This window comes from Ekhidna algicida, assembly GCF_051379705.1.
Taxonomy (GTDB): domain Bacteria; phylum Bacteroidota; class Bacteroidia; order Cytophagales; family Cyclobacteriaceae; genus Ekhidna.
Map to the genome: position 1 here is coordinate 656,865 of NZ_CP179868.1, position 13,355 is coordinate 670,219.

Below are 13,355 nucleotides of genomic sequence, written 5' to 3' on the forward strand. Positions count from 1 at the left end.
AGAAATCACTTTTTAGAGGGGAAAAATAGCGCATTTGCATTTGCTGTTGTCAATTCATCAATCGCTTCTTTTGAAGTATTTAAATATTCCGCCACTTTGTCTCGTACAAGCGAAACGTAAGCGGGCTCGTTTCGCTTACCACGATGCGGCGCTGGAGTGAGATAGGGACTATCCGTTTCCAAAATAATCTTCGTCTGATCAAGATGAGGGATTATTTGATCCATCCCTCCATTCTTAAATGTACTCACGCCTCCAAGTCCGAGATAAAATCCCATTTCGGTGATTCTTTTTCCTTGATCAACTGTTCCGGTAAAGCAATGAAACACGCCTTTGAGTCCTCTTCCTTTATAAGCTCCAGCCAGCTCTATGGTTTCATCTATAGTTTCTCGGCAATGAATTACGATTGGCAGGTTATGCTTAAGTGCAAGTTCACATTGAAAATGAAATGCTTCTTTCTGTTGCTCCCAAAAAGTTTTATCCCAATACAGATCTGTGCCCATCTCTCCTACTGCCAAAAATGGTCGTTTATTTAGCCAATCCTCGACGCGTTGAAGCTCTTCTTCAAAGTTTTCCTTCACCGAGCAAGGATGAAGCCCCATCATTGGATAGCAAATACCCGGATAATTGGCTTCTAACTCAAACATCTGATCGATGGTGGAGCTATCTATATTGGGCAGTAATATTTTCTTGATTCCGCTCTCGAGTGCACGATTGACAACATCATCAATATCATCGGAAAAATGTTCCAGGTAAATATGGGCGTGTGAATCAATCATTTTATGGACTCGAGTTTAAATCCTTTTGAGGTGAAAAAAGATAATATTTCTGGAAGCATCATTTTCAAATTTTCAAATGCTTTTATTGAATCATGGAAAACTAAAATGCTGCCGGGTTTTGCCTGCTTCATTTTATCAATGCTTTTTTCAATATTTAGTTTCGGATCAAAGTCCCAAGACAAGTGACTCCACATGACAATTCTACGGTTCTTAAGTGCGTTGATTTGGCCTTTCTTGATGCGTCCGTATGGAGGTCGAAAGAGTTGATTGTGAACTCCGAGTATCATTAGTTGTTGATCACAGGCTCGAATGTCTTCTTGATAGTCCAGGTTTATGGTTGTCCAACCATTCAAGTGATTATATGTGTGATTTCCAATCACATGGCCTTCATCCAACAATTCTTGTGCTAGGGTCATATTTTCTCTAATGTTTTTACCTAAGCAAAAGAAAGTGGCTTGTGCTCCAACTTTCCTTAATTCATGCTTTATCCATGGAGTGGTTTCCGGATTTGGTCCATCGTCGAACGTTAAATAGATGGATTCTTCAGAATCAATATTCCAAATTAACTCTGGGTATCGCGCTTTGGTAATCCTTGGTGTCTTATAAAACCGGATCATTTGTTTTGAATAAGGCAGGAAAGCATGGTGATGTCGTCGTGAAATGTCCGACCACCTTTGAACTCGTTTAGCGATTTTAAAATCTGATCATGCAGATCTGACAAGTCTTCCGGGCAATCTTGCTTCATAATTTCTAGCAAGCGGTCAAAACCGAAATCTTCTTCCTTTTCATTAAATGTTTCCGTAAGGCCATCCGTATAGGCAAAAAGGAAAAATTCCTCCAATTTTTCTAGTTTCTTAGTTTCTATAAATGGCAGTGGATCGAACATACCCAGAACGGTGGTCCCGTCATTCAACAGCTCTATATTGTTCCCATTCTTGAGAATAATCTCGTTGTGTCCGCAATTGATATATTCAAGATTTTTTGTTTTGAAATCGTAGATACCGGCAAAAAATGTGATGAAATTTTCAGCGTTTCCACTTACAAAAGTGGTGTGGTTGAGTTCGGTGACGATCTCCAAAAGGTCTTTAGTTTGTCGAACCAGCGCTCGTAACGATGCTTGAAAATTGGACATCAATAGGGCCGCTGGTACTCCTTTACCTGAAACATCAGCTATGCAAGCAAGAAATCTATTTTCATCGATCTGTATGTAGTCATAATAATCTCCTCCCACATCATGATGAGGTAAATAGAATGCTTCAATTTGTAACCGCTCAATCTTGGGAAGTTCTTTCGGGAATAGAAAATTTTGAACCTTCTTGGCAATCTCCAATTCTCTCCGATAGGCCTCTTGCTCCATCTGCTGTCTGGCAAGTCTCTTATTCTCTATTGCCACAAGAATGATATTGGTCAGGGCATTCAAGAAGCGATTTTGAACGCCAAGCTTAGCGTCCGTTTCTATGAATACAACCGATAGAAGCTTACTCTTATGATAGACTGGAAATACGGAATCAAATTCACTAAATGAAGTCTCTACCGTTCCAACCTGATTCTTGAGATCGAGGTATTCTGCTGGTAAAGGACTTCCAATCAAATCCTCCTTAGTCCCAAAATTCACTCTGCACACCCACTCTCCATCTTGTTGTGTATAAAGTGCCAACTTATTGATTTTTAGATCTGCGAGGAGCGTAAACTTGTAAATCTTTAGCAAGTCATCCTCCGGCAGATTGTTGTTCACAGCCTGAGTAACCTCAAGTAGAGCATTGAGCTGGAGATCCTTTATGTCTAGCGAAGTTTCCTTCATTGAGTGTTATGTTCAAATAGTCCTTTTTTGGAAGCAAGATAAAAATAGGATTGAAAATCGTTTTCGAGGTTTAGCTTCCCTAGCTCTGACTCTTCATTCACCGACTTATAAACACGAATCCATCCCTGTTTGACCATATTTACCAAGTTGGTTTTTAGCATTTCATCTGAAAATTCAGTCGCTTCCTTCAGGTCATTATAGGCGGTTACAAAATAAAGCTCATCAATGATGTCAAATTCTGCGTCTGTCATCTGTATCTCCTTCCTTTCCAGGTGTAAGAACCAAAGATAGAATTCATACCCATGAATAAGACATGCAATGGATAAATTATTTGAAAGATCAGTAATGCCCAAAAACTACCTTTTCCCTTCATGAATCTATTAATTGGTGATACAAACAAAAAAAGCGAGAAAAATCTGGCAACAATAATCAAACTGATAAGCGATGGATCAATTCTTCCCAAAAATGCAAAACCCATCGCTCCATAGAATAACAAATAGTCCATAAAAAAAAGCACCGCGCTGACCCTTACTTTCCAGTTTTTGTTGTGTTTCCACTTACTAGTCCATCTTACTCTTTGATTAATAAATGAACTCAATTTCAAGTGGGCAGGGGTTTTTACTACGGCTTTTTCCTCTTTCAAAAAATGTGTGGAATTGGGGAATTTTCGCATGATATTGAATAACAAAAATTCATCATCTCCAGAAGGTGTAAAAAGGTTGTTGGTATATCCTCCTACTTCTTCAAATGCTCTCTTTCTAAATCCCAGGTTAGCACCACTGCACATACTTGGATTTTCATGTGCAATCGTGACCGCTCCAAAACCCATCAACCCAGCAAACTCAACCTGTTGAAGTCGAGCGAATAAACCCTTTCCTTCTATCGCGACCGGCCCAGCTACCATATTGGTACTTTCTTCAAAAGCATTATTGTATGACCTGATCCACTCTTTTTCAAACCAGCAATCGGCATCAGTTGTGAGTATGGTTTCATGTTTTGCCGCTCTTACAGCTGCTGTCAATGCATGCTTCTTCCCTTGCCGTTCCTGATTTTCCAATTGAATCAACCGAATGGTAATGTGCATTGATTCTTTCAGTCGATGAACAATCGGAACTGTCTGATCATTAGAGAAATCATCCACAATTATGACTTCAAACAGATCTTCGGGATAATCCTGAACAGCAAGTCTTTGTAAGATCCGCTCAATGTTATCCGCTTCATTTCTAACTGGTATAACTACAGAAAATGGGATTAATGATTCTTCGCTAGAGACTGTTGGAATTTGTCTCCATCCCCATGCTAACTTCAAATAGAAAAGCACATGGATAATAGTGAATATTATGATCAGAACCATCATCACGCAATGTTAACCCGAATTGTTGGACAAGAGGTTTTGCAATTGGCTAAAAATGACAAACTCAACTCAGCTGGCAAATGATGGCTTTGATCGTATTACAAACAGCAGTCCTACTAATGATGGCATAACTATGTTAATAATCCATATTAGAAATACGGGTGCAATCACCAATTCAAGCTGTGCAACATATGGTTCAAAGAAAAAGAGTCCGGAAGCCTCGCGCACGCCTATTCCCCCAAAGAAAAGAGGCAATGCGGATCGAACAAGAAATATCCATCCAATTCCTCCAATCAATATCTGTGGCTCAATGAGAGGTAAGAAAGTTGTAAGTAAAAGGTAGAACTGTAAGACAAATACAGTATATCGTAATAACGAGATTGTAACTACTCTCATGAGTAATTCTCTGGAAAGCCCCTTGAAATACTTCATGAATCGATTAATGAAATCTTTCAAAAGAAGTTTGAGCAAGGGTATACTTATTAGAAGACTAAACACGAACCAACCATTCCATTCATAATTCTGAGCTAAAAAACTCGTTCCATATAGCCCGATAATCAGTGTAAATGATAACATGATACCTCTATTTAGAACGGCTGCTGAAGTGGTTTGAAATTTATCCTTCTGATGTGAAATTCGAGCGAGCAGGTCTCCGGTTGTAAATGGAAGTATCCAGTTGAGTGCCAGTCCAGCCAGTATTACTTTCCATGCTTCAAGAATGGATATTTGTTCAAATTGTTCTATTGACAATTTCCAACGAAATGCCTCAAGGTGCCAGTTGACAATCATTAGCAGAGTAACAGTGAAAAGTGTGAGCCAAAAACCATTCGGAATCGGTATCTCATTTATGGATGTAGATTGGCTTTGTAGTTTGTGATATATGAAATACAAACATCCTGATAGCAGTGCCAGTTTGATCAATGCAATGATCCATGACTTATGGAGGTTCTTTGGATGGTTGTTCTTAATTTGCATTTGTGGCGATTAAAGAGCGAATCATTTTAGGAATTGACCCGGGCACGAATGTAATGGGATATGGATTGATCCATTGCAAAGGTGAAAAAATGAGCGTGATCCAGTTTGGAGTAATCCATCTTAGCAAGTATAAAAACCACGAGATAAAACTGAAGAAAATTTTTGAGCGTGTCACCGAACTACTCAAAGAATATTTGCCGGATGAGGTGGCACTTGAAGCACCCTTCTTTGGGAAAAATGTGCAGTCAATGCTTAAGCTTGGACGAGCTCAAGGTGTAGCCATGGCAGCTGCCCTCAATCGAAATATGCCCATTCATGAGTATGCTCCCAAAAAGGTGAAACAGTCTGTTACAGGAAATGGCAATGCCAGCAAAGAGCAAGTAGCTCATATGATTCAGACGCTACTCAAATTTGAGGAAGCTCCAAAGCTGCTAGACGCAACGGATGCATTGGCTGTCGCAATCTGCCATCATTACTCTTCCAAGTCCGTGCTTGGTGGTGGAGGGAAGAAAAGCTGGAAGTCGTTTATCGCCGATAATCCGGGCCGGATTAAATAATTTTTCTTCTTTTTGACTATCTCTATTCAAGAGATCAATAATCAAAAAACCCACAATAGGTAGGTTTAAATATCTTATTGGCGGTTACCAATTGCTAAAGACTAATATCGTAAGCTTCTTTGATCTTTTTTGCCGTCTCAGCCAATTCCTCCTTGCTTGGTGAAAGCTTCATCTGACTGAAGTTCATGTCGTTTACTGCATTGATTGGGATTAAGTGCACATGCGCATGCGGCACTTCCAAACCGATAACAGAAACACCAATTCGTTCGCAAGTAATGACTTTTTCAATCGCCTTTGCAACGCCTTTAGAAAAGGAAAATAAACCTGCTAGCGTCTGATGATCCAGATCAAAAATGTAATCAACTTCTTTCTTAGGAATCACCAGTGTGTGTCCATCTACCAGTGGATTAATATCCAAAAAAGCGAGATAATTTTCATCCTCTGCTACAATATGTGCAGGAATCTCACGCTCGACTATCTTAGTAAAGATGGTTGACATCAGACTGAAATATCCAGGATTTCAAATTCAATGTCGCCGGCAGGTACGGTGATTTTTGCCTTCTCTCCTTTTTTCTTTCCCAGCAACCCTTTGCCTATTGGAGATTGAACAGATATTTTACCACTTTTTAAGTCAGCCTCCTCCTCTGCAACCAGCTGATAAGTCACCTCCATATTGTTTTTCTTATTCTTGATCTTAACTGTAGAAAGAATAGATACCTTGGATGTATCAATTGAAGACTCATCGATTACGCGTGCATCCCCTACTACGTTCTCCAACTTAGAAATCTTCAATTCTAATAAACCTTGCGCTTCCTTTGCCGCGTCGTATTCTGCATTCTCACTTAAATCCCCTTTATCACGTGCTTCAGCTATTTGTTTAGCCATATCACTTCTTCCTTTGGTCTTGAGCTCATTCAGCTCAGCCTTCAGTTTATCAAGTCCTTCTTGTGTGTAGTAATTAACTGCCATAATGATAGTACCCCTTTAAACAAAAAATAACGGCCTCACATTGAAGCCGTTTTCTTGTGTCGTCATATTTTGATAGTGCAAATATACAGTATTGCTAATCTCAAAATCAAGAAACTGACTATTTCAAAGTTTTGATCTACAACAGTTTAAATACACGATCTCCTAATATTGATGTTAAAATATTAGAATAATTCAATTAAGAATTCTCATGGCTCGTTTAGCAAAAATCTTTATCGGAAAAAGAACAAGTTTCACCTTCTTTAGACAGAGGTACATCGGAATACAAATTTTACTTGAAAATGAATGAATAGCTTGCATTGTCAAGTATTTCAAAACCACCATGAATTCTACCTATTTAGACAATTATTTCTATCAGAACCCCAACTTTAAGGTGATGAAGAAGCCAGTTAATGTGCACGTAGAGGTGGATCTTTTAATTGCGGAACCTGCCAGCGATATCAATTCAGTTGATTTCGTAGAAGTGTGTGAGAAAAATGGGAGTACTTTTTTTACTGATAAGAATTTTGGGATAGCCAAAATAAGTTGGAAAGGCCACGTTGATATTCACATTGCCAAAAAGCTGATCAGACTGGGTTTTGAAGCAATCGAGTTTCATGGATACAAGAAGTTGATACTAGACCATTCTGAATTGGCTGTATTTGAAACTGAAGCTAGAGTTTGGATCAAGGAGTTGCTGAAGCATAAGGCCGAAAGAGTCAATGAAAAATTGATCAAACTCGCTTCGATCAGCCCAAAAAATGCTATTGGTAGTGTATATAGTAATTTTGCAGGTGATATTATTAAGGAAGAGATGCCTCACCTGAAGATGAGAAAATTTGATGATGTCAGCGATGCGTTGCATTGGTTAATCTGACTTCAAAGCCGCTATTTTTTCTCCAAGCACTTCACTTATTCTCCGATAGGATTCATAACTCCAACCTCCAACATGAGGTGTCAGAATTACATTATTGAATCCTGTTAGTTTCTCCAAAAGTTTCTTTTCTTCGGCGTTATAACTAGCAAGTCTTTCGTTTTCCAAAACATCCAAACCTGCTCCATACAAGTCACCTCCCTCTAAAAGATTTATTAGGCCTTGCGTATCTAGTACTCCACCTCTGGCCGTATTGAGAAGGACTTTTAGCTTTTTAAACTTTTTAAGATATGCTTCGGTGAAGAGTTTATTAGTTTGATCGTCAAGCGGGATATGAATACTTAGTATTTCAGTTCGATCAAACAACTCTTCCAGTTCCACATTTTTGATAAATGCACCGGGAAACTCGCCTTTATACTTATCGTAACCAATGATTTCACAAGCAAAGCCCCTTAGTTTTTCAGCAAAAGACATCCCCATATTACCAACTCCATATATTCCAACTACTTTGTCTCTGAGCTCAACCCCGCGATTGCCTTCTCTGTCCCATGTGCCCTTTACTATTTCATCATGGCCTATTGGGATTTTATGCAGCAATGAAAGTAACATTCCTACAGCATGCTCACCCAATGAATCTCGATTCCCTTCCGGAGCGTTGATGGCCTGAATGCCTTTAACATTCAAATATTTCTGGTCCACTTTATCCATGCCTGCGCCGGCTCTGGCTACAAATTTTAGATTAGTGGCTAGATCGATCATTTCTTTGTTGACAGAGGTTTTGCTGCGAATAATCAAGCCATCAAATCCATGTATGATTTCGAGAATACCTTCTCTGTTTATTTCAGGTGAATAAATCGTATCATATCCTGCTTCTGCTAAAAGCGGTAGAATACACTCGTGCATGTCATCAGCAATGAGTACGCGTTTCCTTGCCATTATAAATTATACAATAGGTGTGCCGTCGAGAAATAGACAGCCAAACCAAGTAAATCGTTCGTCGTAGTGATAAAAGGCCCTGAAGCGAGTGCTGGATTTACACCAAAACGATTCAATAAAAGTGGGGTCACAGTTCCCATAAAAGAGGCTAACAATACAACTGCAAAAAGTGCAATTGCCACGGTTGCGGCAAGTGGTTGCTCTCTCATAAATAGGATCACGGCTCCAAAAACCATGAGAGAAAGAATAGCTCCATTCACTATTGCGACGAAGAATACTTTTAGCAGTCTTTTCCACATACTATCTGCAAAGACATTTGGGTTTGCTAAGCTTTGCACGACGATAGATGATGATTGTATGCCTACGTTACCTCCTGATGCTGTGATCAAAGGAATAAAGAAAGCGAGCGCAGGCACGATTATAATTTCTTCTCTGAAGAATCCCATAAATTGAGCTCCAACCAAACCGCCTGCCATTCCAATAATCAACCACGGCAAACGTGCACGTGAAATTTTCCATACCGTATCATCTTCCTCGACATCCGAGCTCACACCCGTCATGAGCTGGCGTTCCTCTTCGGCATTCTCTCTGATCACATCAATAACATCATCGATGGTAATCCGTCCCACAAGTCTTCCTCTTGCATTCACAACTGGCACCGCTTCCAAATCATATTTTTGCATGATACTTGCCACTTCTTCCTCACTGGTGGATGTTTCCACAGAGATGATTTGGTCGTCATAGATATCAGCCACTTTAGCTCCCGATTTGCCAAGAATCAAATTCTTCACTCCTACTTTTCCAAGAAGGTTTTCTTTGTTATCGATCACATATACAGAATAGATCTTCTCTACGTTCTCAGCTTGCAAGCGAATTTCTTCTATGCACTGTGAAATGCTCCAGTTCAGGTTGGCCTTTATTAGCTCCTTAGCCATCAATCCACCCGCAACATCTTCATCATATTCGAGGAGTTCCATCAAGTTGGAGGCCTTCTCCTCATCAGAAATCTGTCGAATGACTTCATTCCTGTCTGCCACTTCCATCTCATATAGGATGTCAGTACCATCATCGGAATCCATTAACTCCACAAACGAGGCAAGGTCAGGTGCTGAAAACTCTTTAATAAAGTCTTCTCGCACATCCTCTTCAAGATCCTCTAAAATGCTAGCTCCTATTTCCGGTGACAGTAGATCAAAAACGTATTTGCATTCTTCGGCATCAAACTCATCCAACAATGCAGAAATATCAGCTGGATTTATACCTTCAAGAGTGGACTGAATAAAAGAATTATCTTGCTCGTCCAGCGCTTGCTGAAATCGGTCTTTGAATTCAACGGATAACTCAAAAGTCATTACTGGTTCCATTTCAGGAGATTTTTTCAGTAAGCGAGATAAATTCTTGAACAGACAACTGCTCCGCACGTTGGTTCAACACCTCCATCGCAGCAATAGATTCAGGCAAATTTAGATCTTTTAATGCGTTGCGCAAGGTCTTGCGACGTTTCCCAAAACCAGCCTTTACGACTCTTTTGAAGAGCTTTTCATCGCAAGCCAATTCTTTTACCTTGTTCCTTTTCAACCGGATAACTGCGGATTGCACTTTAGGAGGTGGATTAAACACTCCGGGTGGGACTTTGAACAGATACTCTATATCATAAAAAGCTTGTAGTAAAACACTCAATATGCCATAAGTCTTGTTTCCGTGACTTGCACATATCCGATCGGCAACCTCCTTTTGAATCATACAAACCACTTCATCTACCTTATCTCTATCGTCCCAAAATTTAAAAAATAACTGTGATGAAATATTGTAAGGAAAATTTCCGATCACATTAAACCGATCAAAAGGCACATCATACTTTAAGTAGTCCTGAAACAGAAACCTATCACTCTGCTTTAGGAAGTTGGCTTTCAAATAGTCGATAGATTCAGCATCCACGTCCAATGCATAAAAATCAATTCCGTTTTGCTGAAGTAGATATTTGGTCAAAACCCCTGTACCGGGTCCAATTTCAAAAACAGGAAGATTTTCTTCATTCTTCAATGCTTCCACTATTTTCTGGGCGATGTTCTCATCTTTCAAAAAATGCTGACCTAAATGTTTTTTGGGTCTTACGTTTGCCAACTTATCCTCCGTTTTTATACTTGTATTTTCAGTAAGAATGCGATTTTGAGATGTGTAATTAAGTATTACTCAATCTCAGTAAACAACTCTCGAATTTTTCGAGTTAACTTCAATTTTATAAATGTACTTCGCAAATGGGTGAATCATCTCACAAAAAAAACAAACCTGTCATAGGAATCACAATAGGTGATGTAAATGGGATTGGGCCAGAGGTAATTATCAAATCCTTGGAAGACAATCGTATACTTAATCAGTTTACACCGGTGCTTTACTGCTCCGGCAAGGTGATTTCATTTTACCGAAAGAATCTGAACAAAGAAAGTTTCAATTACCAACAAATCTCTGACATTGATAAAGTAGTCCACAAAAAAGTGAATGTTCTAAATGTTTGGGATGAAGCTATTGAAATCAACCCGGGTCAGGCCAACGAAACTGGAGGAAAATATGCAATACTTTCTTTGCAACATGCAGTATCAGACTTGAAAAATGGAAAAATTGATGCCATTACCACAGCTCCATTGAGTAAGGAGCTGGTGCAATCAGATGAATTCAAATTTCCCGGACATACGGAGTACTTAACCCAAGAGGCTGGCGAAAAAGAAAGCCTCATGTTTCTGGTCCATGAAGGATTGCGTGTGGGTGTAGTGACCGGGCACATTCCATTGAAAGATGTAAGCAGCAAGGTGACCAAAGAGAAGGTGGTAACTAAGCTCCAGAAAATGCTCAAGTCTCTCCAAAAGGATTTTGGTATCAAAAAGCCACGAATAGCTGTTTTAGGATTGAATCCACATGCAGGTGAAAATGGACTACTCGGTAACGAAGAAGAAAAAATAATAATTCCAGCAATCGATGAGATAAAAAGTGGTCATCACATTGTGGCAGGTCCCTTTCCTTCAGATGGCTTTTTTGGAATGGGTACTTATAAACAATATGATGGTGTACTCGCCATGTATCATGATCAAGGACTGATTCCTTTTAAAACATTGGCATTCGAGGAAGGCATCAATTACACTGCAGGATTGCCATTCGTAAGAACCTCCCCTGACCATGGTACTGCCTTCTCTATTGCAGGAAAAAATGAAGCCGATGAGACCTCATTTCGTAATGCACTCTACCTGGCAAATGACATTATCCGTCAACGAAATGAAAATCAGTTTGAAACAGAGTAAGAAAAGTAATTCATAAAGCTTTTGTAGTACTTGGATTCTATCTAAATTTGCGGGTCTTTACCGGGAAGTGGACGGAAATGAAGGATTTGAAAGCGTACAAGATCGAGATTTTTGGACTGAGTAACAACACTCACGACTTCAATTTCGCGTTTAACGACGATTTCTTCAATCATTTTGAACACAGTCTGGTGAGCAAGGGCAAAGGCACTTGTGCTGTGATTTTGACAAAAACGGACTCGATGATTACCCTAAATCTGAAGATTGATGGTTCCATTGAGCTAGAATGTGATAGAAGCCTGGCGCTTTTCGATTTTCCTATTTCGATAAATAAGGAGATCATTTACAAATATGGTGATGAAGAAAAAGAGCTTAGTGAAGACGTATTTGTAATTCTAAAAGGAGAACAGGAAATCAATATTGCATCGTTTTTATATGAATCTATTAGTCTGGAAGTACCGATGAAAAAATTGCATCCAAAATTCCAGAATGATTCTGAAAGTGACGAAATGATTTATGTTTCGGGAGCTGATAAGGAATCACAAGAAGAAAGCATTGATCCCAGATGGGAGGCCTTAAAAAAGTTGAAATAAGAAAAATTTAGATAGAGAAAGAAGATGGCGCATCCAAAACGAAAAATTTCGAAAACCAGAAGAGACAAAAGAAGAACACATTACAAAGCAACTCCAAAGAATTTTGTAATCTGTCCTACAACAGGTGAGGCTCACCTTCCACACAGAGCTTTCTGGCATGAAGGCAAACTTTACTATAAAGGTAAAGTTGTGATGGAAAAAGAAGTTTTAGCTTAAGCTAAGTTCTGATGCCTAAGATTCAAGCAGCAATAACAGGCGTGCATGGGTACGTTCCTGAGGACGTAATAACCAACAAGGATCTCGAGAAAATGGTGGACACCAACGATGAGTGGATCACCTCTCGAACGGGCATTAAGCAACGACATATTTTAAAAGGTAAAGATCAGGGCACTTCAGTAATGGCTGTAAAAGCTGTTGAGGGGCTATTGAAAAAAACCAACACCAATGCAGAAGATATTGATCTGGTAATTTGTGCGACTACAACACCAGATCTTGTTTTTCCTGCCACAGCCAACATCATTTCCAATAAAATCGGAGCAGTCAACGCTTTTGGATACGATATTCAGGCTGCTTGCTCGGGTTTCCTATACGCTTTAGCAACAGGATCACAATTCATAGAGACTGGCAAATACAAAAAAGTACTTGTAATAGGTGCGGATAAGATGTCTTCCATTGTGGACTACACCGATAGAGCGACTTGTATCATCTTTGGCGATGGAGCTGGTGCTGTTCTTCTGGAACCAACTGAGGATGATTGTGGTATCATGGACTCCATTCTCAAATCCGATGGATCAGGTGAGCCTTTCCTTCACATGAAAGCAGGCGGCAGTCGTAGACCCGCTACCGAGGAGACAGTGAAGAACAGAGAGCACTTTGCTTTTCAAGAAGGATCCACCGTATTCAAATTTGCAGTGAAGAATATGGCCGATGTTGCAGCTCAGGTGATGGATCGAAACAATCTGACAGCAGATGATGTAGCCTATCTTGTCCCTCATCAAGCCAACAAAAGAATCATTGATGCCACAGCCAACAGAATGGGTGTGAGCGACGAAAAAGTAATGCTTAATATTGCTGAGTATGGAAATACAACGAGCGGAACCATCCCACTTTGCCTTTTCGATTACGAGAGCAAACTAAAAAAAGGAGATAACCTGATCCTTGCTGCCTTCGGCGGTGGATTTACATGGGGATCTATCTGGGTGAAATGGGCATACGATCCTAAATAACAACTAA

17 protein-coding genes are annotated in these 13,355 nt (G+C 39.7%); 6 read left to right on the forward strand and 11 right to left on the reverse strand.

Going from position 1 to position 13,355, the window contains the following annotated elements:
- Positions 1 to 5: 5 nt before the first annotated feature.
- The 6 genes from ACL8WY_RS02665 to ACL8WY_RS02690 form a co-directional block, all read right to left on the reverse strand.
- The gene (locus tag ACL8WY_RS02665) at positions 6 to 776 is read right to left on the reverse strand and encodes a TatD family hydrolase (protein ID WP_436516796.1); all 771 of its coding nucleotides are present in this window, start codon (positions 774 to 776) and stop codon (positions 6 to 8) included.
- A complete protein-coding gene (locus tag ACL8WY_RS02670) occupies positions 773 to 1,393 on the reverse strand; it encodes a polysaccharide deacetylase family protein (RefSeq protein WP_436516797.1) in 621 nt (206 codons plus the stop codon). The genes ACL8WY_RS02665 and ACL8WY_RS02670 overlap by 4 nt, the downstream gene beginning before the upstream one ends.
- Positions 1,390 to 2,577: a PP2C family protein-serine/threonine phosphatase gene (locus ACL8WY_RS02675; protein ID WP_436516798.1), complete on the reverse strand. Its 1,188-nt coding sequence runs from the start codon at positions 2,575 to 2,577 to the stop codon at positions 1,390 to 1,392. The genes ACL8WY_RS02670 and ACL8WY_RS02675 overlap by 4 nt, the downstream gene beginning before the upstream one ends.
- On the reverse strand, positions 2,574 to 2,828 hold the full coding sequence (locus tag ACL8WY_RS02680) for a transporter (protein WP_436516799.1): 255 nt from the start codon (positions 2,826 to 2,828) through the stop codon (positions 2,574 to 2,576). The genes ACL8WY_RS02675 and ACL8WY_RS02680 overlap by 4 nt, the downstream gene beginning before the upstream one ends.
- Positions 2,825 to 3,934, reverse strand: coding sequence for a glycosyltransferase (locus ACL8WY_RS02685; protein ID WP_436516801.1), 1,110 nt, complete (start codon positions 3,932 to 3,934; stop codon positions 2,825 to 2,827). The genes ACL8WY_RS02680 and ACL8WY_RS02685 overlap by 4 nt, the downstream gene beginning before the upstream one ends.
- Positions 3,935 to 4,000: 66 nt before the next feature.
- Positions 4,001 to 4,906 carry a hypothetical protein gene (locus ACL8WY_RS02690; protein ID WP_436516802.1) on the reverse strand — a complete coding sequence of 302 codons (906 nt, stop codon included), beginning with the start codon at positions 4,904 to 4,906 and terminating at the stop codon, positions 4,001 to 4,003.
- A 53-nt stretch (positions 4,907 to 4,959) separates the two neighbouring features.
- Between ACL8WY_RS02690 and ruvC the strand changes: the two genes are divergently transcribed.
- Positions 4,960 to 5,463 carry a crossover junction endodeoxyribonuclease RuvC gene (ruvC, locus tag ACL8WY_RS02695; RefSeq protein ID WP_436518044.1) on the forward strand — a complete coding sequence of 168 codons (504 nt, stop codon included), beginning with the start codon at positions 4,960 to 4,962 and terminating at the stop codon, positions 5,461 to 5,463.
- A 94-nt stretch (positions 5,464 to 5,557) separates the two neighbouring features.
- Here the strand turns inward: ruvC and ACL8WY_RS02700 are convergent, their stop codons facing one another.
- Together ACL8WY_RS02700 and greA are read right to left on the reverse strand one after the other, a co-directional pair.
- Entirely contained in the window at positions 5,558 to 5,962 is a 405-nt protein-coding gene (locus tag ACL8WY_RS02700) for an HIT family protein (protein WP_436516804.1), read from the reverse strand.
- Positions 5,962 to 6,432, reverse strand: a complete 471-nt coding sequence (greA, locus tag ACL8WY_RS02705; protein WP_436516805.1) for a transcription elongation factor GreA — start codon at positions 6,430 to 6,432, stop codon at positions 5,962 to 5,964. The genes ACL8WY_RS02700 and greA overlap by 1 nt, the downstream gene beginning before the upstream one ends.
- 394 nt (positions 6,433 to 6,826) lie before the next feature.
- Here greA and ACL8WY_RS02710 point away from each other — a divergent pair, with 394 nt between their 5' ends.
- On the forward strand, positions 6,827 to 7,306 hold the full coding sequence (locus ACL8WY_RS02710) for a hypothetical protein (protein ID WP_436516806.1): 480 nt from the start codon (positions 6,827 to 6,829) through the stop codon (positions 7,304 to 7,306).
- On the opposite strand, the gene ACL8WY_RS02715 is transcribed toward ACL8WY_RS02710, so the two are convergent.
- From ACL8WY_RS02715 to rsmA, 3 genes are read right to left on the reverse strand one after another with little or no spacing between them, the layout of a single operon-like run.
- Positions 7,298 to 8,239 (reverse strand): NAD(P)-dependent oxidoreductase, encoded by a 942-nt coding sequence (locus ACL8WY_RS02715; protein ID WP_436516807.1) that lies wholly within the window; start codon positions 8,237 to 8,239, stop codon positions 7,298 to 7,300. The genes ACL8WY_RS02710 and ACL8WY_RS02715 overlap by 9 nt on opposite strands.
- Entirely contained in the window at positions 8,239 to 9,603 is a 1,365-nt protein-coding gene (gene mgtE / locus ACL8WY_RS02720; protein ID WP_436516808.1) for a magnesium transporter, read from the reverse strand. The genes ACL8WY_RS02715 and mgtE overlap by 1 nt, the downstream gene beginning before the upstream one ends.
- A 1-nt stretch (position 9,604) precedes the next feature.
- Positions 9,605 to 10,363, reverse strand: coding sequence for a 16S rRNA (adenine(1518)-N(6)/adenine(1519)-N(6))-dimethyltransferase RsmA (rsmA, locus tag ACL8WY_RS02725; protein WP_436516809.1), 759 nt, complete (start codon positions 10,361 to 10,363; stop codon positions 9,605 to 9,607).
- Positions 10,364 to 10,497: 134 nt separating this feature from the next.
- On the opposite strand from rsmA, the gene pdxA reads away from it, so the two are divergent.
- The 4 genes from pdxA to ACL8WY_RS02745 all read left to right on the forward strand — a co-directional run bounded on the left by pdxA (position 10,498) and on the right by ACL8WY_RS02745 (position 13,348).
- Positions 10,498 to 11,532 carry a 4-hydroxythreonine-4-phosphate dehydrogenase PdxA gene (pdxA, locus tag ACL8WY_RS02730; RefSeq protein WP_436516811.1) on the forward strand — a complete coding sequence of 345 codons (1,035 nt, stop codon included), beginning with the start codon at positions 10,498 to 10,500 and terminating at the stop codon, positions 11,530 to 11,532.
- 77 nt (positions 11,533 to 11,609) lie between these two features.
- Positions 11,610 to 12,122, forward strand: coding sequence for a YceD family protein (locus ACL8WY_RS02735; protein WP_436516813.1), 513 nt, complete (start codon positions 11,610 to 11,612; stop codon positions 12,120 to 12,122).
- 24 nt (positions 12,123 to 12,146) lie between these two features.
- Positions 12,147 to 12,338 (forward strand): 50S ribosomal protein L32, encoded by a 192-nt coding sequence (rpmF, locus tag ACL8WY_RS02740; RefSeq protein ID WP_348284523.1) that lies wholly within the window; start codon positions 12,147 to 12,149, stop codon positions 12,336 to 12,338.
- Between the two features lie 11 nt (positions 12,339 to 12,349).
- Complete coding sequence (locus tag ACL8WY_RS02745) at positions 12,350 to 13,348, forward strand: beta-ketoacyl-ACP synthase III (RefSeq protein ID WP_436516815.1); 999 nt, start codon at positions 12,350 to 12,352, stop codon at positions 13,346 to 13,348.
- Positions 13,349 to 13,355: the final 7 nt, after the last annotated feature.